This is a genomic window from Curtobacterium sp. MCBA15_005, from assembly GCF_001864855.1.
GTDB classification, from domain to species: domain Bacteria; phylum Actinomycetota; class Actinomycetes; order Actinomycetales; family Microbacteriaceae; genus Curtobacterium; species Curtobacterium flaccumfaciens.
The window spans coordinates 240,330-265,348 of sequence record NZ_MJGL01000003.1 but is presented as its reverse complement, the minus strand read 5'-3'; the positions used below and the strand labels follow the sequence as shown (position 1 = coordinate 265,348).

Here is a 25,019-nt window from a genome sequence, read left to right as displayed (position 1 = left end):
ACGGTAAGGGAAGCCTTACCTCATCACAAGGGGGAACGACCGGTTCCGGCGATGTCCACAGCGGGCACACCGAGTTCGTGCGACAGGAACCGCCACATCCAGGACAGGGCGACCGTGTTCGTCAGCCCCGGGACGCCCTGGGCGATCTGCGTCGCGACGCCGTCGCTGTACGCGGCGAGTTGCAGCGCGACGGTGTCGGCGTCGACGTCGACGAACACCCCGGCCTCCACCCCGCGCCGGATGACCCGCACCAGGCACGCCTCCCAGACGCGGATGCGTTCGGCGTACTCGGCCGCGACCTCGGGCCGCCGGACCACCGCGGTCCAGTAGTCGGACCAGATCCGCCAGTGCTGCCGGACCTGCTCGGTGTCGCCGAACAGCGGGGCGACGAGCATCCGCAGCCCCACCAGCACGTCGGGTTCGGCGTCGACCGCTGCGACGATGGCGCCGTAGAAGCGCTCCGTCTCGAGCACCACGACCTCGTTGAGGATCTCCGCGACACTGCCGAAGTGGTACGTCACGGTGCCGACGGAAACGCCGGCCTCGGCCGCGATGTCACGCAGCCCCGTGGCACCGACGCCGTTCCGGACGATCACCGCGCGGGCGGCCTCGACGATCATCGCGCGCCGGACCTCCGGCCGCTGCCGGACCCGTGCCGCCGGGGTCACGCCGACGTCCGAGGGACGTCGTCGACGAAGGTCCGCTCGGTGACGAGCACCTCGGGTTCGTCGGGTCCGCCGTCGCGGGCCCAGGCGCGCACGGTGTTGACGACGTGGAAGGTGTCGGCGTCGGCGGTCACCTCGGAGGTCGTCTCGAGGCGCGCGGCCCACTCCGGCTTCGCCAGCCCGATCGCCCAGCGGGAACTCGCCCGTGCGCTGGTCGGGTCGTCGGAGCGGATCCGGTACGTCTCGCGGGCGTCCTCGGTGAACACGAGGCCGTCCGGGTAGACGCGCCCGCCGCCGTACCCGGGGTCGACGTCGAGCGTCCACTCCCCCGTCTCGACGTCGTGCGTCACCGTGCGCTGCGGCAGCGGGTCGGCCGGCGCGACGCGCTCGATCACGAGGGGCTCGGACCGTTCGGGCTCGGCGAAGACGACCCCGTCGTCGGTCGACCGGGTCCAGGTGGGCAGGGTGACGCTCGAGGCGGTCGGGTCGATCGTCACCGTGGCCTCGACGCCGTGCGGCCACACCCACGGCCAGTACGACGAGGAGACCGCGATGCGCAGCCGGTGTCCGGCGGCGAACCGGTGTCCGGTCGAGACCAGGCGGACGGGCAGTTCGGCGGGCGCCCCGGGCACGAGCACGTCGTCGCGGTCCATGCCGTCGCGCTTCGCGGCGTTCAGCACCCCGCGTGTGACGAGCGTCGACGAGCCGTCCGGTGCGACGTCGCAGAGCCGGACGGTCAGGGTGGCCCGGGGCGCATCGCTCGTGACGGACAACCGCACGAGCACGTTGCCGAGCAGGTCGAACGCCTTGCCGACGGGCAGGTCGAAGGTGACCGACCGGCCGTCCTCGGCGCGCTGGTCCGGCGGCAGATCGGTGGCGTTGCCGAACGGGAAGAACCGACCGGCGTCCACCCCGGTGTGCTGCGGCGACCGCACCACGACCGGTCCGAGGTCACCGCCCCGCAGGGCGGCGAGCGGCAGGACGCGTTCGTGGGTCGCGGCGGAGGGCCACGCCTCGGCACCGATCCAGCGACCGCGGCGACCGGCGTAGTACGGCGCGGGGGCTTCGCCCTCGTTGATCCAGGCCCGCAGTGCGGGGTCGTCCTCGACGCCGGTGTCCACCCCGAGCAGCCAGCGGTCCCACCACCGCAGGGTCTCCTGCAGGAACCCGATCGACGGACCCGGCGCGAGGCCGCGGTCCGGGTACTGGTGCGACCACGGGCCGACGATGCCCTTCACGGGGGCGCTGACGTGGTCGACGAGCCGGAGCACGGCGTCCCGGTACGGGTCCGCCCAGCCACCGACCGCGAGCACCGCGGCGCGGATGCCGTCGTAGTCTTCGGCCGCGCTGCCGTGCCGCCAGTAGTCGTCACGTTCCTGGTGCGCCAGCCACACGGGCGTCATCGGGCGGTTCGCCTCGAGGCGTTCCCGCCAGCGGTCGATCCACCCGGCGCCGACGACCTCGGGCCGGGGCGGCCGGGAGTTGAAGGCGAACATGGTCGCGCCCCAGGCCGCCATGTCGATGCCGAGCACGGCGCCGCCGACGTAGTGCACGTCGTTGTCGTACCGGTCGTCCGTCGAGCAGACCGTCACGATGGCCTTGAGCGCGGCGGGTGCCCGGGCCGCGAGCTGCAGCGCGTTGAAGCCGCCCCACGAGATGCCGAACATGCCGACGGCGCCGGTCGACCACGGCTGCTCGGCGAGCCAGGCGATCACGGCCTCACCGTCGAGCAGCTCCTGCTCGCTGTACTCGTCGTCGAAGAACCCGTCGGACGAACCGGTGCCGCGGATGTCGACCCGCACCGAGGCGTACCCGTGCTGGGCGTACCAGGGGTGCCGCTCCGAGTCGCGTGGTGCGGTCCAGTCGTCGAGCCGGTACGGCAGGTACTCGAGCAGCACCGGCGTCGGGCCGCCGGGGTCACCCGGCTGCGTCGGCGACTGCGACGGTGCCCAGATCCGGGCGTGCAGCCGCACACCGTCGGGCATCGGGATCCACTCGTCGCGGACCGTCACGCCCGCGGGCAGCGAGCCGGGGTCGCCGATGGCGGTGAAGGTGGCGGCGGCGGTGCCGTGGTCGGTGCCGTCGTCGGTGCTCATGCGTCCTCCCAGTTGCGGGTGCGGTGTCCGTCGCCGTGGTCGGTCCAGCCGTCGGCGTGCCGCCAGCGCGGCACGCCGTCACCGACGTCGGGCAGGGTCGTGCTGCCGGGTTCGAGCGTCGCCGCGAGCAGCGTCGACGTGTACGGGTGGTTCGGGCCGGTGAACACCCGCTCGGTCGGTCCGATCTCGACGATCCGACCACCGGTCATCACCGCGACCCGGTCCGCCACGCCCCGCACCACGGCGAGGTCGTGGCTGATGAACAGGCAGGCGAGCCCTCGTTCGCGCTGCAGGTCGGCTAGCAGCGCGAGGATCCCCGCCTGCACCTGCACGTCGAGCGCGGTGGTGATCTCGTCGGCGATCACGAGCGACGGCTCGGCCGCGAGTGCGCGCGCGATCCCGACGCGCTGGCGCTGCCCACCGGACAGCTGCGCGGGCAGGCGGTCGGCGAACTCCGGCCCGAGCCCGACCTGGCTGAGCAGGGCGCCCACGCGCTCGCGCGAGGACGAGCCGCTGAACAGCCGGAGCGGCCGCGCGACGGCGGCACCCACGGTGCGCCGCGGGTTGAGCGACGTGTCCGCGTTCTGGAACACCAGCTGCACGGCGCGCCGCAGGTCGGGCGCGCGACCGGCGATCGGCTCGCGCAGGTCGCCGCGGGTCGTGCCGTCGTCGTACGTGAACGTCCCCGACTCGGCAGGCACCAGGCCGGCCAGCGCCGTCGCGAGCGTCGACTTGCCGCTGCCGGACTCGCCGACGACGGCGAGCGTCTCGTGCGCGGCGATCGTGAACGAGACGCCGTCGACGGCGGCCGGCAGGCCGCGGCCGTAGCGGATCACCAGGTCGTCAGCGGTCACCACGGGGCGGGCGGCGCGCTCGGGAGGCGCGGTGCGGGTGGCCGTGGAGCCGACCGTCCCGGGGACGGTCGCGTCCAGGGCGTCGCGATCCGTCCCTCCCGGCCGTCGCCCGTCCGGCACCGCAGCCAGCAGGGCGCGCGTGTAGTCGTGCTGCGGAGCGGCGAAGAGCGCCGCCGTGGCGGCGTGCTCGACGACCTCGCCGTCGCGCATCACGGCGATCTCGTCCGCCATGGCGGACACCACCCCGAGGTCGTGGCTGACGAGCAGAACGGCCATGCCGAGCTGCCGACCGAGGTCGGCGACCAGGTCGAGGACCGCGGCCTGGGTGACGACGTCGAGGGCGGTGGTCGGCTCGTCGAGGACGAGCACGCGCGGCCGGGCGGCGACGGCCATCGCGATGGCGATGCGCTGCTGCTGGCCGCCGGACAACTGGTGCGGGTACCGACGGACGATCGCGTCGGGGTCCGGCAGCCGGACCAGCCGCACCAGCTCGGCGACGCGTTCGGGGCCGTCGGGCTCGCCGTGGGCGCGGAGGGCCTCGCGGATCTGCTCGCCGACGCGCATCGACGGGGTGAGTGCCTGCCCGGCGTTCTGGGCGACGACCGAGGCGGTGCCGCCGCGGAGCGCCCGGCGGCCGGCCGGCGACAGGGCGAAGACGTCGGCCCCGTCGACGCGGACCGTCCCACCGTCGATCGCCGACCCGGCGCGCAGGTGTGCGAGGAGCGTCCGAGCGACGGTCGACTTGCCGCTGCCGGACTCGCCGACCAGGCCCAGGGTGCGACCGGCCTCGATCGCGAACGAGACACCCCGGACGACGGGGACGCGCCGCTTGCCGGCGGCGTACGAGATGGACAGGTCGTCGACGCGGACGATCGCGTCGGGCACGGTCGTCGTCGCGGCGGACGTCGTGCCGGTGTCGGTGCGGGTCATGCGCTGACTCCCTGCTTGGCACGGTCGACACCGAGCGACTTGCTCAGGCCGTCGGCCGCGAGGTTCAGTCCGATCACCAGCGTTGCGAGTGCCACGATCGGGGCGAGCGTGCCGAGCGGCACCACGGTGAGCGCGGTGCGGTTCTCCTGCACCATCAGGCCCCAGTCCGGCGTGGGTGGGTTCGCGCCGAAGCCCAGGAAGGACAGCGAGGCGACGAGGAGCACGATCCACGAGGCCCGCATCGCGTACTCGACGAGCACGACGTCGAGCACGTTCGGCAGGATCTCGCGGAACACGATCGACAGCGGCCGCTCGCCCCGGGCGCGGGCCGCGGTGACGTAGTCCTGCGTGATCACGGTGCGGGCGGCGCCGCGGACGACACGGGTCACCGCGGGGGCGTAGACGACCGTGACGGCGAGGACGATGACCCAGAGGCCGGCGTCGAAGACCGTCACGACGACCAGGAGCGCGAGGATCGACGGCACGCTGAGCAGGGCGTCGACGACGCGCATGACGACCTCGTCGAACCAGTTGTCGGCGTAGGCCGTGACGCAGCCGAGCACGGTGCCGACCGCGACGGCGATCGTGGTGGCGAGGAAGGTCACGGACAGCGCGTACCGGCCGCCGTTCAGGGTGCGGGAGAGGACGTCACGCCCGTACTGGTCGGTGCCGAGCCAGTGCGTCCACGTCGGACCGGCGAGCACGTCGCCGGCGTTCGTGGCGACCGGGTCGTGCCCGGCGATGACCGGCGCGAGCAGGGCGAGGACGACGTGCAGGGCGATGAGGCCGAGGCCGATGCTCAGCGCCGTCGACCCGCGCAGGGGTGCGAGCGCGCCGGCGAGCACGTCGCGTCCGACGCGGCGGCGGGGTGCGGTGGCGGTCATGCGGCGGCCTTCCTGGTGCTGCGGGCGCTGCGGGTGCGCGTGCGCGGTCGTCGCTGGCGGGTCCGCAGCTTCGGGTCGAGTGCGAGCGCGACGAGGTCGGCGGCCAGGTTGCACACGACGTAGATCAGGGCGCTCAGCAGGGCGATCGCCTCGATGGTGGGCAGGTCGCGGTTGAACACCGACTCGAGCATGAGCTTGCCCATCCCCGGGTAGTTGAAGACGTTCTCGACCACCACGACACCGCCGAGCAGCCACGCGACGTTGAGCGCGACGACGTTGAGCGTCGGGAGCAGGGCGCTCGGGACCGCGTGCTTCCACACCACCCGGCGCATCGTCAGGCCCTTGAGCTCGGCCGTCGTGACGAACTCCGACGCCATCACGTCGATGGTCGACGAGCGGGCCGTCCGCACGATGTAGGCGGCCATCGCGAGCGTCAGCACGATGATCGGCAGCCAGATGGTGGGCAGCAGCTCGGCGACGGTGGCGTCGCTCCCCCGCAGCACGACGGCGGGGAAGACCGGCAGGCCGATCGCGAACAGCAGCACCAGGACGGTGGCGACCATGAACTCCGGCACGCTCATCACGACCAGGCTGACGATCGAGATCACCCTGTCGCTCGGACGGCCGCGGCGGACACCGGCGACGACCCCGAGCGTCAGGGACACCGTGACGCCGACGAGCATCGCGGGCACGGCGATGAGCATGCTGTTCCGGAAGGCCGTGAACAGCGTCGGGGCGACCGGTTCGCCGCTGACGAGGGAGGTGCCGAAGTCGCCGTGCACCGCGCCACCGAGCCACTGCAGGTAGCGGAGCCAGACGTTCTGGTCGAGGCCGAGGGTCTCGCGCAGCTGCTTGACGGCGTCGGGGGTGGCGTTCTGCCCGAGCAGCTGCTGGGCGACGTCGCCGGGGAGCGCCTGCACCGCGAGGAACACGAAGAGCGAGGCGAGCACCACGGTCAGCACGGCGATGCCGACGCGGCGGAGGACGGGGACGAGGACGTCCGACGGCGTGTTCGTGGTCGTCATCGGCGCAGTCCGATCCGCAGGTAGTCGAACTCGAAGCCGTACTCCGAGTAGTTCACGACGTCGCGGGACAACCCCACGAGCCGGTCGCCGAACATCGGCGTCATGTCGGCACCGTCCTCGACGACGAGCCGCTGGGCGTCCTGGTACAGGGTGAGCCGCTTGGCGTCGTCCATCTCGGCGCGGGCGTCGTCGAGCAGCCCGTCGAAGGTCTCGTTCGACCAGGCGCTCTCGTTGTACGACGACCCCGAGCGGAAGATCTGGTTGAGCAGCTGGTCGATCGGCCGCCCCGTGAACCAGTAGCTCACCATGAGCGGCTTCTGCATCCAGATCTGCGTGTAGTACGAGTCCGAGCTGGCGTTGCGGACGGTCAGACGGATGCCCGCATCGGCGACGGCGTCGCGGTAGGCGACGGCCATCGGGGTGAACACCGACTCGTAGCTCGACGTGTAGATCGCGGCGCGGAAGTCCGCACGCCCGGCCTGCTTGAGCAGCGCCCGGGCCTTGTCCGGGTCGTACTCGCGGTGGTCGTCGACGAACGCGGCGAGCTGCGGCGGCACGGGGTTGTCCCAGCCTGCCGAACCGGTGCCCTGCAGCGCGGTGTCGACGATCTTCCAGGGGTCGTAGGCGAGCTTCATCGCCTGGCGCACCCGCGGGTCGCTGAACTCGTCACTCGTGGCGAGCATCGGGATCGTGTACCACTGGGCGTTCTTCGACCGGGCGACGGTGGCGCGGTCGGACGCCGACACCACCCGAGCGGTCGCGAAGTCCAGGTTCGTCTGCGAGATGAGGTCGATCTGCCCGGCGAGCAGGGCGTTCACCCGCGCTGTGGTGTCCTGGATCGAGTAGAAGTCGATGCCGTCGAGTGCCGGGCGGCCGGCGAAGTGGTCCGGGAACGCCTCGACGCTGCCGGCACCGGCGGGGGTGAACGACGACAGCCGGAACGGCCCCGTCCCGATCCCGGTGCGGCCGATGTCGGCGATGGCGTCGGCCGGCACGATGTAGCACTGGTAGGCGGTGAGCAGCGACGGGAACTCGGCGTTGGGCTTCGTCAGCGAGAAACGCAGCGTGTACGGGTCGACGGCGCGCATCGAGTCGGCGTCCATGACCTCGCCGAGCACCCCGGCCTGCGGGCTGCCGGTCTTCTCGTCGAGGATGTGCCGGATGCTCGCGATGGCGTCGTCGGCGGTGAACCGGGACCCGTCGTGGAAGACCACGCCCCGGCGGAGCGCGAAGGTCCACTCGGTGCCGTCGGCGTTCGCGGACCACTCCTCGGCCAGGTCCGGCACCGGGGTGCCCTGCTGGTCGAGCTTGACGAGCCGGTTGTACAGCGCGCCGAGGTACTCGTAGGCCGACAGCGAGCTCGCGGAGTCGAGGGTCTCGGCGGCGGACGCGGCGGGCCGTGCGATGCGCAGGCGTCCGCCGCGACGGGCGACACCGGTGGCCGCGGCCTCGGGGATCGTGGGGGTGCCGGCGGACGCGCCGGAGCTGCATCCGGCGAGGGTGAGCAGGCCGAGGCCGGCCAGACCGGCGGCGCCGGTGATGAGCGCCCGACGGCTCGGACCGTGGGCGCCTCGGGGTTCGGGGACGATGGGCTGCATTCGGGGTGACCCCTCCTGTAATCGTTCCGGTGAACGATAGAGGTCCCGGGCCGATCCCCCAAGCCCGCTCCCGACGCGCGGGTCACCACCGCGTCCGACCCGATCGGCGAGCCCACGCGGATCCGCCGCCGCGCACGACCGTTCCGTCCACACGTGGAACGTTTACCAACCCGTTACACGGGCGCGCCCGGTTCGCGGCATGATCGGGAACGCACCGACGTCCGACGAGGAGGACCATGGCCACGTTCACCCGCGGGTTCGGCGGTCGACGCGACGACCGCGACGACACCCGCATCCCGCCCGGTCAGACCCTGGTCCGCGACTGGCCCGTCCTGTCCGCCGGGGCGACGCCCGACATCGAGCCGACCGACTGGGCCTTCTCGATCCGCACCGAGTCCGGCCTGCACCAGTGGACCTGGGACGAGGTGCACGCGCTCGGCGTCGAGGACGTCACCGTCGACATCCACTGCGTCACGCACTGGACCAAGCTCGACATGCCGTGGCGGGGTGTCCCGCTCGACCGCCTGTTCGAGGAAGTCGAGACCGAACTCGAATACTGCATGGTGCACAGCTACGGCGGGTACACGACCAACGTCCCGCTCGACGAGCTGCTCGACGGCAAGTCCTGGATCGCGTTCGAGGCCGACGGCGAGCCCCTGACGCCCGAGCACGGCGGGCCCGCCCGCCTGCTGGTGCCCCACCTGTACTTCTGGAAGAGCGCCAAGTGGGTGCGCGGCATCGTCATGCAGTCCGACGACGAACCCGGCTTCTGGGAGAACGCGGGCTACAACCTGCACGGCGACCCGTGGAAGGAAGAGCGGTACTGGTGACGCTCCCCGACACCGGCCTGGAGGCACGGATCACCCCCGTCGCTCGTCCCGCCACGCGCAGGCGGCCGGCCTGGCACGCCGCCACCGTCGCGTCCGTCGGCCGCGAGACGACGAACGCGAGGCGGATCGTCCTCGACGTCCCCACCTGGCCGGGCAACGACCCCGGGCAGCACCTGGACCTTCGGCTGACCGCCGAGGACGGCTATCAGGCACAGCGCTCGTACTCCATCGCGTCGGCCGGCCCCGCGACCGACGTCGTGCTCGCGGTCGACCGGGTGGACGGCGGCGAGGTCTCGCCGTTCCTCGTCGACGCCGTCGAGGTCGGCGACGCGCTCGAGGTCCACGGACCCCTGGGCGGCTGGTTCGTCTGGCGGCCGGGCGAGTCCACCCGTCCGGTGCAGCTCATCGCCGGCGGCTCCGGCATCGTGCCGCTCGTCGCGATGGTGACCGCCCACGCCGAGGCGGACGACCCGGCGCCCTTCCGGCTCCTCGCGGCCGTCCGCACACCGGACGACGTGTTCTTCCGTGCGGAACTCGACCAGGCGCTCGCGAGCCGGGCACCGCTCGGGGTGACCCACGTGTACAGCCGCACCGCGCCTCCAGGCTCGTCCGTGCCGGCCGGCCGGCTGACGCGGGACGCGCTCGCTGCCGCGGTGTTCCCGCCGGACGCGGGTGCCCTGGTCTACGTGTGCGGGTCGACGCCGTTCGTCGAGCAGGTGCTGCGCTGGCTCACCGAGCTCGGACACGACACGAGCGACGTCCGTGCCGAACGGTTCGGGGGCAACTGATGGTCGTCGTGGACGGCAACGCACTGGCGGGGACGCTGGCCGACACTCTGGGACCCGAGCCGACCGTGGTCGCCCTGCGCTGCGCCGGGTGCGGGTCGCTCGGGGTGCTCGGGCAGACCACCGTCTACCGCACCGCCATGGGGTCGGTGGCGCGCTGCCGCGGGTGCGGCACGGTGCTCGTCACGGTCGTGGAATCCGGGGCCCGGCGGTGGGTCGGGTTGCCCGGCGCCCGCACGATGTCGTCGCCGGTACCGGACGGCATCGAGTAGCGCAAGGCTCGAGCGGCGGGTCGTACGGGTTTCTTGCGGCTTCCCGCAACCCTGGATCCGGTTCCCACCCGAACGGGGGACGGCTCCGGATACATCCTCGGAACTGCGCCGGGCCACCCACCCGGCGCGTGCCAGTGGGGGCAGGGTCGCCTCCGCGCCCGGCGGGCGCGGGTACCCGAAGCCTGCGCCCGCCGGGCCCCCACGCCTCCGGTGCTGCGACGCCCCCGAACGACGGAACCCCCGCCGCTCTTCCGAGCGACGGGGGTTCCGGTCTTCCTGTTCTGAGCGGATGACGAGATTCGAACTCGCGACCCTCACCTTGGCAAGGTGATGCGCTACCACTGCGCCACATCCGCATTCACACGCCGTCCTGGCCGTGCGGAGATGACTCTACCCGAAGAAGGGCGGCATCACCGGTTCCGGTGAAGGTTCCGGGCGTGTCCGGCGCGGCGCGGGCGGTCCGTCAGGTCGACGGAGTTCGATCGGACCATGAGCTACGTGCACGACAATCCCGGCGGGACCGAGGCCCACGGCGTCGACCTGGTCGACGGCGACGCCCCCGCGATCCGGATCCTGGTGCACGGCGACCTGCCGACCACGATCGAGCACGAGGGCCGCACCTGGCTCGCGACGGGCGATGCCCACGACGCGGGCGACGACGACACCCCGCCGATCGCGATCTACCGCCCGGTCTGAACCGGCGGGTCCGGCTGGGCTGACCGATCCGGGTGCGCCCGGGCCGTGTGCCGCCGGGCCATGTGGCGTGTACGCCCGGCCGTCAGTGGCCGCGGACGTCACCCGTCAGGATCGCGTGCTCGACACCCGCGGACAGCTCGTCGTGCAGGGCGTCCGCGAAGAACTCGCCGGCACCCAGGCTGATGAGGTGCGCGACCGCGGCCTCCGCGGCCGGGAACCCGGGCTCCCACTCGTCGTGCAGGAACGCACGGACGTGTCCGGACTCGTGCACGACGACCACGCCGATGTGCTCGTGCCGTGTGCCGTCCTCGAGCACGGCGTCGAAGACGATGGGCTCGGTGTCCTCGCCGAGCTCCTCGAGCAGGACGGTGCCGGTGCCCGGCCACTCCGTCCGGTACGGCGGCAGGTCGGGGGCGTGCAGGTGCCCGGCGAGCTCGTCCGACGCCGACTCGATGTGCCCGGTGGACAGGTACTCGTCGACGACGTCGTGGATGCGGGCGTGCAGGTCCGGCTCGTACTGCCACCAGCGCTGGTGCACGGTGCGGAGCCACTCCTGGGTCGCGGCGTCGGCCGAGGCCGAGATCCCCACGAGCTGCGGTGCGGTGCCGGGCGAACCGACGACCTCGAGCTGTTCGTCGTGCGTCTCCACCGTGATCGACCCCGTGGTCTCGTCCGGGTGCACGCCGTGGACGTCCTCGGGCGCGGCGGCCCAGATGCTGGCGGGGAGCTTCGGCGGCAGGTCGAACGGCACCGCGATCGCCGGTTGCGTCATCGCGTGGTCGATCGCGTCGCCGAGGTGCACCTCGTCCGACCGGGACCCCATCACGATGCCACCGGCCGGCGGCACGAGCGACAGGCGTTCCAGGTCGTCCGGCGCGGCGTTCATCGAGGTGAGCACCGCGGTGTCGGCCCACTGCACGAACGCGCCGGCTGACCGGTCGTCCTCGCCGAACGGCACGTCCCACACCATCGGGTCCGTGAGCACCCACGAAGCGGTGCGCCCGGCCGGTCCGTGGCGGACGGCGTCGACGATCGCCGGCACCAGTCCGGGCAGCTCCCGGTACGCGGGACGGACCGTGAGCCGGTCGACGGCGAGCAGGTCGGGCTTGCCGAGCATCTCGGCGGCGTGGGTCTGCAGCGAGAAGAACGTCTCCTCCGTCGCGTCCTGCGCGGCGACGGCGGACGCGAAGGACCCGGCGACGTCGGAGACCTGGTAGCCGAGCACCAGTGCCTCGAGCGACTCCGGTGCACGGCTCGTGAACGCGGTGACCTCGGCGACGGACACCGCCTCGGTCTCGTCGTCGTCGGTGATCGGGACGCGGACGTCGATCACCCACCGGTCGACGTCCTGCCCGGGGTAGGCGTCACCGTCCTCGTCCGAGATCGTGATGTGCACCAGGCGCAGGGAACCGTCCCAGGCGTCGTGGACGTGCTGGGCGATGGCGGCATCGGGGTCGTCGTTCACGGACGCAACGGTACCGGTGCACCCGGCGTGCGTGCGCCGGTCCGCCTCGCCGCCGATGATCGCCGTTCAGATCAGGGCGCGGGCGGCGAGCACGACGGCCGCTCCCCCGACGGTCAGCGCCGCGAGCACCGACAGCACGACCGCGACGGTGTCCCGCCGCGCCGGGGCACTCGAGCGGACGGCACCGGCGACGAGCTGCTGAGCCGCCGCCAGGGACGCTGCGCTCCCGAGCGGCCGGTCGTCCTGGTCGAACGCCAGGAACCGCTCACGCACGTGCAGCACGAGCCCCAGGCTGGTCCCGTGGTCGCGCGCCACCCAGGACTTCGGTCCCTGTTGCTCCCACCGCACGGCGAGCATCAGGGGCCAGGGATCGGAACGCCGGCCCGATCCTCCTCCGGACGCGGCCAGCTGAACGCGACGACGAGCTGGACGACACCGAACACGATGAGCACGCTCCCCACCGCGGCCACCGTCACCAGCGCGCCGAGACCTGGCAGGTTCATCACCAGGATGCCGCTCAGCACACTGAGCACGGCGAGCACCACGGTCAACGGCCGGCGGCCCACCCACGGGGCGTAGACGAGCGCGATGCCCTCGAGGATCCAGGCGAACCCGAGCAGCAGCGCCACCCACCGCGCCCCGATCGGCGGGAACACGATCGCGACGACGCCGCCGGCGACCACCAGCGCCCCGAGGACCACCAGCCCGGCCTGACGCCACCAGACCCGAGGGTGCACCTGGACCCCCCGGACGACCAGCGCCGCTCCAGACACGACCAAGTAGATCCCGAAGACCCACGACACAGCGAACAGCGTCGCGTGGGGCAGGACGATCGCAGCCAGTCCGGCGAGCACGCCCACTGCGCCGACGATCCCGAACGCCCACCGGATTCCGTCGCCGCCCGGCGGACGCGAGCCCGTCTGCTGGCCGACGTCACCTTCGTCACGCATGTCCGTCCGACCTCCCTGCAGGTCCCGACTGGTGCTGTGGTGCTGGTTGGTGCTGGCGACCTGTGACCGCCCGTGCAGTGCGTCCTGCGCACAGGACTACACCCGAAGGTGAGCAGTTGTCCATGTCCCATGCGTGCGCATGAGGCCACGGCCCAGCCCCGGCGGACGAGCGACGAGCGCTCCGTGGACGGTAGCCTGACGCGCCAGAGGACGAACTGCCGGCGATCGCGCCGGTAGACCAGACGGAGGACCACGGTGCCAGCACTCGGAGACGGCCGCGCCGACGGTGTGTGGTGCACCCTCGGCGAACCCCGCACCACCGCGCAGATCGCGCAGAACGGGTTCGCCTGGCTCGGTCTCGACGCCCAGCACGGCGCCTTCGACAACGCCACGCTCCTGGCGACGATGCCGGCGCTGGCCGCGGTCGCACCGCAGGTCCCCGTCGCCGTCCGGGTCGCCGAGGGCTCGGACGCCGCGATCGGCCGTGCGCTCGACCTCGGCGCCGACATCGTGATCGTTCCGATGATCGAGACCGTCGAGGAGGCCGAGCACGCCGTCCGTGCCGCGCACTACCCACCGCGCGGCCGACGGAGCTGGGGGCCGATGGCAGGACTCTGGGGCGGCGCGGCACCGTCCGCCGCCGCTGCCGACCCCGAGGTGTGGGTGATGCTCGAGACACCCGAGGGTCTCGGTGCCGCCGAGGAGATCCTGGCGGTCCCGGGCGTCTCGGCGGTGTTCGTCGGCCCCTTCGACCTGTCGATCGGACTGGGCATCGAGCTGGACGCACTGCTGCACGACGACGGCGCACTCCCCGCGATCGTCGCCGCAGCCCGCCGCGCGGGCAAGCACACCGGCGCCTTCGCCGGCGACCTGGCCCGCGCCGAACGGCTCCGCGCGCTCGGGTTCGACCGCGTCGCCGTCGTCACCGACGGGACCCTGCTCGCCCACGGTGCGGCCGCGGTGCTCGGTGCCGCAGCCACCGGTCGCACCTCGTACTGACGGGCCGCCAGCGGCGACCGGCCCTCGTCCGCGTCCTCGGCGCCGCTGGGAGGGTGTGCCCGTGCCCCGGTCCACACTCGGTCAGGAACCCGAGCCGACCGCGACCGCAGAGAGGACGAGAGATGACCGACGTCTCCAGCCAACCGCCCGCCGAGGGCGACGACCGCCGCATCCTGACGAACCGTCAGGGCCACCCCGTCTACGACAACCAGAACCAGCGCACCGTCGGAGCCCGTGGCCCGGCGACGCTCGAGAACTACCAGTTCCTCGAGAAGATCAGCCACTTCGACCGCGAACGGATCCCGGAGCGCGTCGTGCACGCCCGCGGTGCCGTCGCCTTCGGGTACTTCGAGGCCACCGGCACGTGGGGTGACGAGCCCATCGCCCAGTACACCCGCGCGAAGCTGTTCCAGGAGCCCGGCAAGCGCACCGACCTGGCGATCCGGTTCTCCACCGTGATCGGCGGCCGTGACTCCTCTGAGGCCGCCCGCGACCCGCGCGGCTTCGCCGTGAAGTTCTACACCGAGGACGGCAACTGGGACCTCGTCGGCAACAACCTCGGCGTCTTCTTCATCCGCGACGCCATCAAGTTCCCCGACGTCATCCACTCCCTCAAGCCCGACCCTGTGACCTTCCGGCAGGAGCCGGCGCGCATCTTCGACTTCATGTCGCAGACCCCCGAGTCGATGCACATGCTCGTCAACCTGTTCAGCCCACGCGGCATCCCCGCGAACTACCGCACCCAGCAGGGCTTCGGCGTGAACACCTACAAGTGGGTGAACGCGGACGGCGACACCAAGCTCGTCAAGTACCACTGGATCCCGTCGGTGGGCGTGTCGTCGATGACCGAGGCCGACGCCGCCGCTGTGCAGGCCGGCGACCTCGGGCACGCGTCGAAGGACCTGTACGAGGCGATCGAGCGTGGTGAGTACCCCGAGTGGGAGCTCCGCGTGCAGCTCATGGACGACCACGAGCACCCGGAGCTCGACTTCGACCCGCTCGACGACACGAAGGTGTGGCCGGAGAACGAGTTCCCGCCGAAGCCCGTCGGAAAGATGGTCCTGAACCGCAACGTCACGAACCACTTCGCCGAGAACGAGCAGCTGTCGTTCGGCACCGGCGTGCTCGTCGACGGCCTGGACTTCTCCGACGACAAGATGCTCGTCGGCCGCACGTTCTCGTACTCGGACACGCAGCGCTACCGGGTCGGCCCGAACTACCTGCAGCTGCCGGTGAACGCCCCGAAGAACGGCGCCGTCGCGACCAACCAGCGCGACGGACAGATGGCGTACCACCAGGACCACGGCGGCGAGAACCCGCACGTCAACTACGAGCCGTCGATCACCGGTGGTCTGCGCGAGGCGGAGTACCCGACCCACGACGACCAGGGGCCGGAGATCGTCGGGCGCCTCACCCGCAAGCGGATCCCCCGGACGAACGACTACACCCAGGCCGGCCAGCGGTACCTGCTCCTGCAGGACTGGGAGCGCGACGACCTCGTCGCGAACTTCGTCGACCTCATCTCGCAGGCATCCCGTCCGGTGCAGGAGCGCATGCTCTGGCACTTCTACATTGTCGAGGACGACCTGGGTCGTCGTGTCGGCGAGGGGCTCGGCATCGCCCTCGACGAGGTCAAGGACCTGCCCCCGCTGCAGTCCCAGACGCTCAGCGACGACGAGCTCACCCGCCTGGCGAACCTCGGCCACAACGGCTCCCGCGACGTCGAGGGCCTGACGATGACGCACTGCGTCCCCGACGAACGCGCTGTGCGCGTCTGAGACGCGACCCCAGGACGGACGGGAGGCCCGGTGCCAGCTGGTACCGGGCCTCCCGTCCGTCTCGCTCCCGTCACCTGCCGCAGCGCATCGCGGACAACCAGGGACGGCGCCAGGGAGGCCACGCTCATCGTGGATCGACAGGAGCGACTCCGTGGTCCCGACCGGCACGATCGCGCGGTCGTCGCTCCCGTCCCGTTGATCCGCACCGATGCGACTCATGGAGGCCGCGATGGAACACACGAATCCCCGGCGGTGGGGCGCGAACGCGTCCGCTGCCCACCGATTCCTCGCTGGGACACCACGATGAGGGCCCGGAACCTCGCCGCCGCTGCGATGGTCACGGCTGCCGTCGGCGTCGTCGTCTCGCGCCGCCGACGCGGCGCACCCGGGCCCGCACGGAAGGTGCTGGCCGAACCGCGTTCCGGCTGGCACGCGGTCACGGTGAACCGCGGGCAGGACGCGGTGCTGCCAGGCGGGCGGATCCCCGCGCCGCTCACGGCGTTCGGGCAGGACGTCGAGGTGGAGGCCCGTCCCGCGCCCGGCGATCGTGGCACCGAGCTCCGTGCCCGGTTCCGAGGCGGCGGCCCGGACCCACGGGGTCGGCTGCGGGCCGCTCTGCGTGAGGCGAAGCAACTCATCGAGGTCGGCGAGGTGCTCCGGGTGGATCCGGTCCCCCACGGCCGACGGAAGGCCACACCCACCGGCGCGTTGGTGGACGTGGCGACGAAACGGAGCAACGAGGAGGGTGTGCTGTGAAGGCGCTCTGTTGGACCGGGGTCAACGAGACCGCGGTGGAGACGGTGGAGGACCCGAAGATCCTCAACGATCACGACGTGATCCTGAAGGTGCGTCTGAGCACCACCTGCGGCTCGGACCTGCACCTGCTCGGCGGGTACATCCCGACCATGCGATCCGGTGACGTCCTGGGGCACGAGTTCATGGGCGAGGTCGTCGAGACGGGTTCGGCCGTCACGAAGCACAAGGTGGGCGACCGGGTCGTCGTCTGCTCGTTCATCGCCTGCGGGCAGTGCTGGTACTGCACCCACGGGCAGTTCTCACTCTGCGACAACGGCAACCCGAACCCGGGTTTGACCGAGGCGATGTGGGGGTCGTCGATCGGCGGCTGCTTCGCCTACAGCCACGCGCTCGGCGGGTTCGCGGGCAGCCACGCCGAGTACGTCCGCGTGCCCTACGCCGACCAGGGGGCGTTCACGGTCCCCGACGGCGTGTCCGACACGGCCGCCCTGTTCGCCTCCGACGCCGCACCCACCGGTTGGACCGGAGCCGACCTGGCCGGGATCGCACCGGGTGACACCGTCGCAGTGTGGGGCGCCGGTGGTGTGGGCCAGATGGCCGCTCGTGCGGCGATGCTCCTCGGCGCCGAGCAGGTGATCGTGATCGACCGTCTGCCCGAACGGCTGCGACAGGTGCGCGAGCACATCGGTGCCGAGACGCTCGAGTACACCAGCGACGCCGTGCTCCCGGAACTCAAGGAACGCACCGGCGGTCGGGGTCCCGACGTGTGCATCGAGGCCGTCGGCATGGAAGCGCACGGCACCGGACCGCTGTACCTGTACGACCAGGCCAAGCAGCAGTTGCGGTTGCAGACCGACCGGCCGACCGCCCTGCGCGAGGCGATCTACGCGTGCCGGAAGGGCGGCAGCCTGTTCTCGCTCGGGGTGTTCGGTGGGCTCGTCGACAAGTTCCCGTTCGGCGCGATCATGAACAAGGGCATGACGGTCCGCGGCGCCCAGCAGCACGGACACCGCTACATCCCGATGATCCTCGACCGCATCGCCGCGGGCGAGATCAGCACCGAGCACCTCGCCACGCACGTGATGCCACTGTCGCAAGGGCCGCGCGGGTACGAGATGTTCAAGAACAAGGACGACGGCTGCGTCCGGGCCGTCTTCACCCCCGGCGTGTGACGACCGACCACTCAGCGGACAGGAGGAAGGAACGATCGTGAAGGCACGCCGATGAACGACCGGATACTCTCCACGCGCCGGGCGCTCGTCATCGCGGGGATCGGGGTCCTGGTCGGGGTCGCGTTGACCTTCACCGGGGCTCCGTCCCTCGGGCCGCTCGCGGCCTGGTGCACGGCCGGCTTGATCGCGCTGGTCCAGGTCTGGCACAAGTGCTGGCGCCAGGACGCCGACGGCACCGAGCGTCTCGCCCGGGAGGAGTCCGAGACACGGGTCAGTGACAACGCGCTCATCGTGGCCTGTTTCGCGAGTCTCGCCGCCGTCGTCCTGGCGCTGAGCGAAGCCAGCCAGGCGCGAGATCCGGCCTCGGTCGCGGCGGTCATCCTGGGTGTGCTCGGCACGATGGTGGCGTGGGCGCTGGTCAACACGGTCTACGCCTTGAAGTACGCCCGGATGTTCTTCCTCGACCACCGGGGCGGTGGGTTCGACGTCAAGCAGGACGGGCGGCCGACCTACAGCGACTTCGCCTACTTCGCCTTCACGATCGGCATGTCGTACGCGGCACCAGAGGTCGAGCCGGACGACAGCGAGACCCGGCGGAAGGCGTTGCCGCACGCGCTGCTGTCGTACTTCTTCGGGACGGTGCTGATCGCGGTCGCGATCAACCTGGTGACGAACCTCGGTCAGGGGTGAGCGGAGGGATCCTCGTCGACCCGAGGCTGGCCGACGTGACCGACCTCGCTCCTGACCAGACCGCGCCGAGCGCCCCCGCGTTCGTGGCACCGATCGGCGGTCTCGTCGTCGGGTTCATCGCGCTCCGCGACGTGCGACTGACCGGTGAGCGGGGCGACGGCATCGCGTTCGCGGCGATCCTGATCGGGGCGACGCTGACGTTGTTCGGGGTCATCGTGCCGCTGTTCCTCGGCGGTGCGGGGTCCTTCGACCTGGACCTCCAGCTCTGAGCACCGGACGCCGGTCGCTACCCTGACCGAGTGGGGAACGATGACGACGTCTCGACGCTGATCCGGCCGGCGACGCCCGCCGATGCGGATGCGATCGCCCACGTGCACACGGTGTCGTGGCGAGAGACGTACGGTCGGTTCGTCGACGACCCGGACACGAGCCCGTGGTTCGACGCGGGTCGCCGGGTCGACATGTGGCGGTCGACGCTCGCGATTCCTGGCGCCCGAGGAGTCGTCCAGGTCGCCCTGGACAGCACCGGTGTCGTGGGGTTCGCCGCGGCGCAGTCGACTCCCGAGCCGGATGCCGTCCGCCCCGAGGAGCTGACGACGCTCTACGTCCTGGCTCGTGCGCACGGGACCGGAGCCGGCCAGGCACTCCTCGACACCGTGCTCGCCGATCGTCCGGCGTCGCTGTGGGTGGCCGCGGACAACCCGCGGGCGCACGCCTTCTACCGGCGCAACGGGTTCGCACCCGACGGTGCGGAGTCGGCGTTCGGACCCATCCCCCGGACCGTGCGTCTGGTGCGCTGAACGTCAGTCCCCCGCCGGCGCGGAGATGTCCCACACGGTGGTCTCCTCGTACTGCTCGGACCAGCCGCGGCGCATCCGTGCGGCGGCACGGTCGAACGCGTCGACGACGTCGGTGTCCGGTGTCAGCAGCGCCTGCAGGCGGATGCCGTCGTAGAGGGCGAGCAGCTGCTGCGCACCTCGGATCGGGTCCATCGTCGCCGGTTCGCGGCCGGCGCGGACGTCTTCCTGCAGCGCGGTGCGGACGGTCTCGCGGAACTGCAGGTACGCGGACCGGTAGTAGTCGGCGCCGTCGGTCGACGGGTCGGTCGAGATGGCGAGCGTCGCGGCGATCAGGCGCATGAGGGACGGGTCCTCGGCGTGGGCGGAGAGCAGCGCGTGCAGGAACGCGACCGTGCCCTTCTCACCGGCGAGCGGCAGCAGCGGTGCCGACACCGCGCGGGTCCACCGCATCACCGCGGCGGCCAGCAGTGCGTGCTCGGAGGGGAAGAGCTCGAGGATCTCGGCCTGCCGCATCCCCGACCGGGACGCGACGCCCTCGAGCGAGAAGCGTGAGAGTCCGCCGTCGTGGAGGACGGCGATCGCACCGTTGATCGCCCGCGTGCGCGGGACTTCCTCGTCCGCGGCGTTCTGGTTCGTCAGTGGTGCCAGCGGGTGCTTGCGGAACCAGTCCAGGAGTGCGCGAGCGCGGGAGGCCCCGAACGCCGGGTGGGTCGGGCGACCCGGGCTGAACAGGTCGCTGAACCCCGGAACGTCGTGCATCAGCGGGTCGAGGGACTGGAACGCCATCGACCAGTCCGGGAACGAGCGCTGGGTGATCGGCTCGTCGAGCAGCACCCGGACGTTCGTGTGTCGCGGGTCGGCTCGGACCTGGTCGAAGCGCTCCCGGACGACGTCGTCCTCGCCCTCGATGATCCCGATGCAGTTGTCGTCGCGGTGCGCGAGCATGCCGGTGACGCCGAGCCGGGTGTTCTTCTCGCGACCGACCGCCAGGATCTGGGCGAGTTCGGAATCCGTGATCGGACGGGTCTGGGTGCTGGTGTAGACGAGCGATCGCATGGTGCTGCTTCCTGGTCGGACGGTCCCCCGGTGTGTGGGAGGCGCCGCCGTGTCGAACCCGAATCGACTCGACGGCACCTCGTGGCCACCGTAACCAGCGGTGACCACCTTCACTGCGACGCAAGACGGTCCGTGGCTGAGCGGCACCCGGAGGATGCCGACCTCTGAATGGAACCATCTGGCCGAGTCCGGCGGTACCCCCACAATGGGGAACGGGCGTTCTCTGGCTGTTCCTGGGGGTTCGCTTCAGTTCGCGCGGTCGCCCGAAGGGGGCGCCTCGACGATGCGCTCGCCCGTCGTCGGGTCCCACCCGATGGTGCGGGGTTCCGTTGCTCGCGAGCGTCGTTCCTCGCGCGGGAAGAATGGACGGGCACTGGGCAGGTAGCTGAGCACCGCGGCGACGACGACGCAAACGGTGTCGACGAGGTTCCAGCCCACGCCGTCGGTGGCGATGGTGATCACTTCGCTGCAGGCAGTCAGCCCGGCGATGATGGCGAGCCAGAGTCGCGCGTTCCCGGAGCCTCGTCCCATCCGCGTCGCCAGCCACACGAACAGTGCCGACCAGGCGAGGACGAAGAGGAGCCCGAGCGAAGCACCGATGATCGCGCCGCCGGCTTCGCGCATGGACACGACGATGCCGGGCGCCGCGGCCACGAGGCTGACGATGACGGACGCCCACCAGAGCGCCACGGCGATCGTGACGACCCGTGGTCGCGTGCGCGGTTCGGTGTGCTGTTCCATCAGGTGCTCCCCCGTCGTTCCGCTGGATGCGGCTCAACGATCCTACGGTGACGGCTGACGCGCCCCGGCACTGCGCGATCGGCGGAGGACGACCAGTCCCACGGTCAGCCCGCCTGCCAGCAACGCGAAGGTCAGGAACGATGCGAAAACGATCGTCACCAGCCGGTCGTGCGGCGCATCGACGCCCAGGAGCAGCCGAAGCGTGAGCACCGGCACCACGACGGCAGCCGTCCACGAGGCGATCACCAGCACGGTGAGCAGGACCACTGCGCCCCGGTGTGGAGCCGTCCCGGGTGCGATCGTCATGCAGCCATCCAACCAGTCGCCCGGCGCGAACGATCTACGGGCGGTAGTCCTCGCGACGTGGCGGGACCTGCGCCGCGTGCGAATCGGTGTACGGCTTCGCGCCCCGCATCCCGCCCATCGTCTTCGCGACCGTCGTGAGCAACCAGCCCAGTCCCCGTGCCACGATGCTCAGGATCCTCATGGTGCCTCCTCGTCGGACCGACCTGTGCGGCCGTTCCGCGGCTCACGCTACCGCCGACACGTACCGTTGACACATGGACGGAACCGACCTTCCGCGCATCGGAGCACCGGCGACGAGGGCGCTCCAGGCCGCCGGAGTGCACACGCTCGCCGACGTCCGCCGCGTCGGTGTCGATCAACTCGCGCGGCTGCACGGAGTCGGACCGACGGCGCTCCGACGGCTCAGGGAAGCGCTCGAGGCCGAAGCGGGCCGCTGAGTCGATGGGCTACGTGTCCTGCCGGGCAGTAGCCGCCGACGGCAATCGCGATGCCACGAGCGTCCCGACCAGCGCCACCACCGCGAACGCCGCGAACCCGAACGGCAGCCCGATCGCGCTGCCCACACCACCGACGACGAGCGGTCCGACGGCGTCCCCGGTCTCACGCCCGAGCTCCGCTGAGCCCATGGTCCGCCCGAGCCGCTCGGGCGGTGTCGTGCCGGCGAGGTGCGCGAACGCGACGGGTGTCAGCGTGGCGACACCGGCTCCGGCGAGCAGGGCCGCGATGAAGACGGCCACCGCCGAGGGCGCGACGGCGACCACCAGGAACGCAGCGGCCACCGCGGCCGTCCCGGCCACACCCGCCACCCCGGTGCCGAGACGCCCGGCGTCGTGCAGTCGACCGGCGACGGGCTGCACGAGCGACGACGTCACCGCGAGGACGGCGACCGCGAGCGTCGACACCAGGAGCGGGATGCCGACCTCGGTACCGAGCGCCGGGAGCATCCCGGTCAGCGCGCCGATCGCAGCGCTGCCGACGGCCAGGACGACGACCGGGATCAGGAACTGGCGGTCCGTGGCAGCTCGGACCATCACGGCGAGCGTGGCCCGCTGCCGGGGCAGGGGCATGATCGGCTCGACGGCGACGAGCACCGCCACCGCCGTCACGATGGCCATCACGACGAGGATCCCGAAGAGCCACCGCGTGCTGCCGAACTGCACCACGAGTGCACCGATGACCGGTCCCCCGGCGTAGCCGAGACCCTTCCACGAGCCGTACCGACCGAAGTACGTCCCGCGACGGTGTGCCGGAACGAGGCGGGCGACCGCTGCGGACGATGCCGGCGAGAACGCGGAGGCGCCGGCACCCTGCAGCAGACGCGCGAGGCCGAGCCAGAACGGACCGGTTCCGAAGACGCCGATGAGTGAAGCTGCCGCGAAGACGACGAGTCCGCCGACGATCACCGGTCGCGGGCCGATGCGGTCGGACAGTGCGCCGAAGACCGGCTTGAGGACGAGTTCGGCGACGTCGTAGAGCGCCAGGAAGAGCCCCAGCCACGCGAGCGTCAGGCCGAGTTCGAGGTGCTCGCCACCGACCGCCGCGGCGATGCCGTTCGCCCCGAAGGCGGTCACGAACCCCGCGGCGTACAGCGGAGCGAGCCGAGGGGGCGTGGTCGTCGACAGGGCGGTCACGTGCTCACCTTGGCTGACCACGGGCCGGATCGCCAACGCCGGGCGTGTTCAACGCTGGCTGCACTCGTGGGACACCTCATCCGCCTGGCAGCATGGACGACGTGACCGTCACCGTGCCAGCTCCTCCCCGCATCGTCAGCGCTGACGCCTGCACCCGTTGGCCGGACGTGCGATGACGGCCGACCGGTACGATCCGCCGTCGCCTACCGTCCTCGCCACGGTCGCGTGGCACGTCGTCGACCTGCTGAACGAGTCCGTCGGCACGTGGCGGCATCACCAAGAGCTCCTGCCCGAACTCGCCGACTCGGCCGTTGTCGTCCCGCCCTTCGTCCGCGAGTTCGATGTCCTCTACGCCTGTGCGGACGACTGGCACGGTGGGAACGCAGCACCCGGGATTCGACGGGTGTTCGGGGAGCTCGAGCGGGCCGGCGCCATCCGTCCGTTGCGCGCTCCGGCGGTCGCCGCGTTGGAGGACTTCCACGTCCGTTGGGCACTCCGCCACGGTGTGGAGCCGTCACGATCGGGCCGCGAGACGGCGACGTGGGAGGTCGCGGACGCCGACCGGTTCGACCAGACGGTCCTCGCCTTCGCACGGCATGGTGACCGTCAGCTGTCCGGAGCGGTTCGTGCTGCGGTTGCGCGGTTCGCCGTCCCGTCGTCGTCAGCCGAGGACCCGGGCTAGCCGAGGGTGGAGGTGCAGCTCAGCCCCGCACGGTCTCGGGTGACCGGCCTGCACGGCGCACCGGAACCGTGCCGCACACGCTTGCACCCGTGCTCTCCACCACGAGGAACCTGACGGTCCGCGACCTGCTGCAGTTCCACGAACCGGCGGTCGCCGACTGGGTGGAGACCTGCACCGACGAGGAGTTCGTCCGCGTCTGCGACGTCGCCGACTTCCTCAGCTTGTTCGGTCCGACGTCGGGGTCGGGCGCTTCGATGATGCTGTCGAAGTGCATCGCCCTCGCCGCTGTCTACGTGCACGATGGCGCTCCCCGGGATCTCGTTCGATCGAGGCGTGACCTGAAGGCCGTCATCCCGCCGGTCGACGAGGACAGCCCCGGCACGGTCTGGGCGATCCAGCAGCTACGCCCGCAGTTCTTCGCCGTCGGCGACGACGCCATCGACCACTGGGCCGAGCACCCCGATCGGGCCCGAACCCGGCGGGACTCCTCCGACGCAGGCTACGCGCGGCGGGTGACGTGAGCGGTGACCAGCTCACGGGTGGTGGCTGACCCGAGAGCAGACGAACCGCCTGTGTACAGGACGTCCCGAACACGGCACGAACGCTGCCGACCAGCAGACCGGAACGAAGAAAGCCCCCGGCCGGACCTGGTGGTCCTGCCGGGGGCTTTGTGGTGGTGGGCGATACTGGGATCGAACCAGTGACCTCTTCCGTGTCAGGGAAGCGCGCTACCGCTGCGCCAATCGCCCAAGTCCCTGCGTGGACCGGAGTCCATCAAGGTCTTGGAGGGTGGATCTGGAGGTGGGGACGGGATTCGAACCCGCGTGGACGGCTTTGCAGGCCGCTGCCTAGCCTCTCGGCCACCCCACCATCGAGGTTCACGTCTCCGTGAGTACCCGAACGGTGGGATACCCTCTGGTGAGTCGCGGGCCTTCGAGAAGACCCACACTCGAGCGGATGACGAGATTCGAACTCGCGACCCTCACCTTGGCAAGGTGATGCGCTACCACTGCGCCACATCCGCACTTGTCGTTCCGCTGTCGCGGCGACGACGTAAACTCTATACGCACCGGGGCACTTCCACCAAAATCCTCCCCGTTCACCGGGCGTGTCCCCCGAGTTCATGCGGATCGGGGCGGTTCGACACCCCCTGTGGGCAGCGCGCCACACCCGGGCCGCGCGATGTGTTCGATGCACCGCCGGACTTCCGCTAGTATCGATCCGCACGAACAGTGCAGGGGGCGATTGGCGCAGTTGGTAGCGCGCTTCGTTCACACCGAAGAGGTCATCAGTTCGAGTCTGGTATCGCCCACAGAGCAACACGAACACCACCGACAAGAGCCCGACGCAGCAGCGTC

General features: G+C 71.4%; 28 protein-coding genes and 5 tRNA genes. 15 read left to right on the top strand and 18 right to left on the bottom strand.

Features of this window, described 5'->3' with window-relative positions:
* Positions 1-23 precede the first annotated feature (23 nt).
* The 6 genes from BIU89_RS02490 to BIU89_RS02465 are packed head-to-tail and all read right to left on the bottom strand — an operon-like array spanning position 24 to position 8,052.
* Positions 24-668, bottom strand: a complete 645-nt coding sequence (locus BIU89_RS02490) for a TetR/AcrR family transcriptional regulator (protein ID WP_071244659.1) — start codon at positions 666-668, stop codon at positions 24-26.
* Positions 665-2,761 carry a CocE/NonD family hydrolase gene (locus tag BIU89_RS02485; RefSeq protein WP_071244658.1) on the bottom strand — a complete coding sequence of 699 codons (2,097 nt, stop codon included), beginning with the start codon at positions 2,759-2,761 and terminating at the stop codon, positions 665-667. Before BIU89_RS02485 ends, BIU89_RS02490 begins: the two co-directional genes overlap by 4 nt.
* Positions 2,758-4,545 carry a dipeptide ABC transporter ATP-binding protein gene (locus tag BIU89_RS02480; RefSeq protein WP_071244657.1) on the bottom strand — a complete coding sequence of 596 codons (1,788 nt, stop codon included), beginning with the start codon at positions 4,543-4,545 and terminating at the stop codon, positions 2,758-2,760. Before BIU89_RS02480 ends, BIU89_RS02485 begins: the two co-directional genes overlap by 4 nt.
* The gene (locus BIU89_RS02475; protein WP_071244656.1) at positions 4,542-5,429 is read right to left on the bottom strand and encodes an ABC transporter permease; all 888 of its coding nucleotides are present in this window, start codon (positions 5,427-5,429) and stop codon (positions 4,542-4,544) included. Before BIU89_RS02475 ends, BIU89_RS02480 begins: the two co-directional genes overlap by 4 nt.
* Positions 5,426-6,454 carry an ABC transporter permease gene (locus BIU89_RS02470; protein WP_071244655.1) on the bottom strand — a complete coding sequence of 343 codons (1,029 nt, stop codon included), beginning with the start codon at positions 6,452-6,454 and terminating at the stop codon, positions 5,426-5,428. Before BIU89_RS02470 ends, BIU89_RS02475 begins: the two co-directional genes overlap by 4 nt.
* A complete protein-coding gene (locus tag BIU89_RS02465; protein WP_071244654.1) occupies positions 6,451-8,052 on the bottom strand; it encodes an ABC transporter substrate-binding protein in 1,602 nt (533 codons plus the stop codon). Before BIU89_RS02465 ends, BIU89_RS02470 begins: the two co-directional genes overlap by 4 nt.
* Positions 8,053-8,288: 236 nt before the next feature.
* Here BIU89_RS02465 and BIU89_RS02460 point away from each other — a divergent pair, with 236 nt between their 5' ends.
* The 3 genes from BIU89_RS02460 to BIU89_RS02450 are packed head-to-tail and all read left to right on the top strand — an operon-like array spanning position 8,289 to position 9,939.
* Positions 8,289-8,882: a molybdopterin-dependent oxidoreductase gene (locus tag BIU89_RS02460; protein WP_071244653.1), complete on the top strand. Its 594-nt coding sequence runs from the start codon at positions 8,289-8,291 to the stop codon at positions 8,880-8,882.
* Positions 8,879-9,670 carry a ferredoxin reductase gene (locus tag BIU89_RS02455; protein WP_083404115.1) on the top strand — a complete coding sequence of 264 codons (792 nt, stop codon included), beginning with the start codon at positions 8,879-8,881 and terminating at the stop codon, positions 9,668-9,670. Before BIU89_RS02460 ends, BIU89_RS02455 begins: the two co-directional genes overlap by 4 nt.
* The gene (locus tag BIU89_RS02450) at positions 9,670-9,939 is read left to right on the top strand and encodes a DUF6510 family protein (RefSeq protein ID WP_071244652.1); all 270 of its coding nucleotides are present in this window, start codon (positions 9,670-9,672) and stop codon (positions 9,937-9,939) included. Before BIU89_RS02455 ends, BIU89_RS02450 begins: the two co-directional genes overlap by 1 nt.
* A gap of 284 nt (positions 9,940-10,223) precedes the next feature.
* Here the strand turns inward: BIU89_RS02450 and BIU89_RS02445 are convergent.
* A tRNA-Gly gene (locus BIU89_RS02445) sits at positions 10,224-10,295 on the bottom strand.
* 133 nt (positions 10,296-10,428) lie between these two features.
* On the opposite strand from BIU89_RS02445, the gene BIU89_RS02440 reads away from it, so the two are divergent.
* Positions 10,429-10,635: a hypothetical protein gene (locus BIU89_RS02440; protein WP_027465565.1), complete on the top strand. Its 207-nt coding sequence runs from the start codon at positions 10,429-10,431 to the stop codon at positions 10,633-10,635.
* 82 nt (positions 10,636-10,717) lie between these two features.
* Here the strand turns inward: BIU89_RS02440 and BIU89_RS02435 are convergent, their stop codons facing one another.
* The 3 genes from BIU89_RS02435 to BIU89_RS02425 form a co-directional block, all read right to left on the bottom strand.
* Positions 10,718-12,100, bottom strand: coding sequence for a hypothetical protein (locus BIU89_RS02435; RefSeq protein ID WP_071244651.1), 1,383 nt, complete (start codon positions 12,098-12,100; stop codon positions 10,718-10,720).
* Positions 12,101-12,166: 66 nt separating this feature from the next.
* The gene (locus BIU89_RS02430) at positions 12,167-12,382 is read right to left on the bottom strand and encodes a hypothetical protein (protein ID WP_139178758.1); all 216 of its coding nucleotides are present in this window, start codon (positions 12,380-12,382) and stop codon (positions 12,167-12,169) included.
* A 74-nt stretch (positions 12,383-12,456) separates the two neighbouring features.
* Positions 12,457-13,050: an HdeD family acid-resistance protein gene (locus tag BIU89_RS02425; RefSeq protein WP_071244649.1), complete on the bottom strand. Its 594-nt coding sequence runs from the start codon at positions 13,048-13,050 to the stop codon at positions 12,457-12,459.
* A 255-nt stretch (positions 13,051-13,305) separates the two neighbouring features.
* On the opposite strand from BIU89_RS02425, the gene BIU89_RS02420 reads away from it, so the two are divergent.
* The 7 genes from BIU89_RS02420 to BIU89_RS02390 all read left to right on the top strand — a co-directional run bounded on the left by BIU89_RS02420 (position 13,306) and on the right by BIU89_RS02390 (position 19,245).
* On the top strand, positions 13,306-14,049 hold the full coding sequence (locus BIU89_RS02420) for an HpcH/HpaI aldolase family protein (RefSeq protein WP_071244648.1): 744 nt from the start codon (positions 13,306-13,308) through the stop codon (positions 14,047-14,049).
* A 122-nt stretch (positions 14,050-14,171) separates the two neighbouring features.
* Positions 14,172-15,827, top strand: coding sequence for a catalase (locus BIU89_RS02415; protein WP_071244647.1), 1,656 nt, complete (start codon positions 14,172-14,174; stop codon positions 15,825-15,827).
* Positions 15,828-16,130: 303 nt separating this feature from the next.
* Complete coding sequence (locus BIU89_RS02410; RefSeq protein WP_071244646.1) at positions 16,131-16,583, top strand: hypothetical protein; 453 nt, start codon at positions 16,131-16,133, stop codon at positions 16,581-16,583.
* A complete protein-coding gene (locus BIU89_RS02405) occupies positions 16,580-17,755 on the top strand; it encodes a zinc-dependent alcohol dehydrogenase (protein WP_071244645.1) in 1,176 nt (391 codons plus the stop codon). The genes BIU89_RS02410 and BIU89_RS02405 overlap by 4 nt, the downstream gene beginning before the upstream one ends.
* Positions 17,756-17,806: 51 nt before the next feature.
* On the top strand, positions 17,807-18,445 hold the full coding sequence (locus BIU89_RS02400) for a DUF1345 domain-containing protein (protein ID WP_027465558.1): 639 nt from the start codon (positions 17,807-17,809) through the stop codon (positions 18,443-18,445).
* 35 nt (positions 18,446-18,480) lie between these two features.
* Positions 18,481-18,714, top strand: a complete 234-nt coding sequence (locus BIU89_RS02395) for a DUF4190 domain-containing protein (RefSeq protein ID WP_139178756.1) — start codon at positions 18,481-18,483, stop codon at positions 18,712-18,714.
* A 30-nt stretch (positions 18,715-18,744) separates the two neighbouring features.
* Positions 18,745-19,245: a GNAT family N-acetyltransferase gene (locus BIU89_RS02390; protein WP_254791463.1), complete on the top strand. Its 501-nt coding sequence runs from the start codon at positions 18,745-18,747 to the stop codon at positions 19,243-19,245.
* 3 nt (positions 19,246-19,248) lie between these two features.
* Here BIU89_RS02390 and BIU89_RS02385 read toward each other — a convergent pair whose 3' ends face one another.
* The 4 genes from BIU89_RS02385 to BIU89_RS18350 all read right to left on the bottom strand — a co-directional run bounded on the left by BIU89_RS02385 (position 19,249) and on the right by BIU89_RS18350 (position 21,529).
* A complete protein-coding gene (locus BIU89_RS02385; protein ID WP_071244643.1) occupies positions 19,249-20,301 on the bottom strand; it encodes a BLUF domain-containing protein in 1,053 nt (350 codons plus the stop codon).
* Positions 20,302-20,547: 246 nt separating this feature from the next.
* Positions 20,548-21,042, bottom strand: a complete 495-nt coding sequence (locus tag BIU89_RS02380; RefSeq protein ID WP_071244642.1) for a hypothetical protein — start codon at positions 21,040-21,042, stop codon at positions 20,548-20,550.
* A gap of 42 nt (positions 21,043-21,084) precedes the next feature.
* Complete coding sequence (locus BIU89_RS02375) at positions 21,085-21,309, bottom strand: hypothetical protein (protein WP_071244641.1); 225 nt, start codon at positions 21,307-21,309, stop codon at positions 21,085-21,087.
* A gap of 73 nt (positions 21,310-21,382) precedes the next feature.
* Complete coding sequence (locus BIU89_RS18350; protein ID WP_175474959.1) at positions 21,383-21,529, bottom strand: hypothetical protein; 147 nt, start codon at positions 21,527-21,529, stop codon at positions 21,383-21,385.
* A gap of 73 nt (positions 21,530-21,602) precedes the next feature.
* Between BIU89_RS18350 and BIU89_RS02370 the strand changes: the two genes are divergently transcribed.
* Positions 21,603-21,785 carry a helix-hairpin-helix domain-containing protein gene (locus BIU89_RS02370; protein ID WP_071244640.1) on the top strand — a complete coding sequence of 61 codons (183 nt, stop codon included), beginning with the start codon at positions 21,603-21,605 and terminating at the stop codon, positions 21,783-21,785.
* 9 nt (positions 21,786-21,794) lie between these two features.
* Here BIU89_RS02370 and BIU89_RS02365 read toward each other — a convergent pair whose 3' ends face one another.
* Entirely contained in the window at positions 21,795-22,979 is a 1,185-nt protein-coding gene (locus tag BIU89_RS02365; protein ID WP_254791461.1) for an MFS transporter, read from the bottom strand.
* Between the two features lie 172 nt (positions 22,980-23,151).
* Between BIU89_RS02365 and BIU89_RS02360 the strand changes: the two genes are divergently transcribed.
* Positions 23,152-23,661 carry a hypothetical protein gene (locus tag BIU89_RS02360; RefSeq protein WP_071244639.1) on the top strand — a complete coding sequence of 170 codons (510 nt, stop codon included), beginning with the start codon at positions 23,152-23,154 and terminating at the stop codon, positions 23,659-23,661.
* Positions 23,662-23,750: 89 nt separating this feature from the next.
* Complete coding sequence (locus tag BIU89_RS02355) at positions 23,751-24,182, top strand: hypothetical protein (RefSeq protein WP_071244638.1); 432 nt, start codon at positions 23,751-23,753, stop codon at positions 24,180-24,182.
* A gap of 153 nt (positions 24,183-24,335) precedes the next feature.
* On the opposite strand, the gene BIU89_RS02350 is transcribed toward BIU89_RS02355, so the two are convergent.
* From BIU89_RS02350 to BIU89_RS02340, 3 genes are all read right to left on the bottom strand, one after another.
* A tRNA-Val gene (locus BIU89_RS02350) sits at positions 24,336-24,410 on the bottom strand.
* Positions 24,411-24,457: 47 nt separating this feature from the next.
* Positions 24,458-24,531, bottom strand: a tRNA-Cys gene (locus BIU89_RS02345).
* 82 nt (positions 24,532-24,613) lie between these two features.
* A tRNA-Gly gene (locus BIU89_RS02340) sits at positions 24,614-24,685 on the bottom strand.
* 215 nt (positions 24,686-24,900) lie between these two features.
* On the opposite strand from BIU89_RS02340, the gene BIU89_RS02335 reads away from it, so the two are divergent.
* Positions 24,901-24,973 (top strand) — tRNA-Val (locus BIU89_RS02335).
* Positions 24,974-25,019 lie beyond the last annotated feature (46 nt).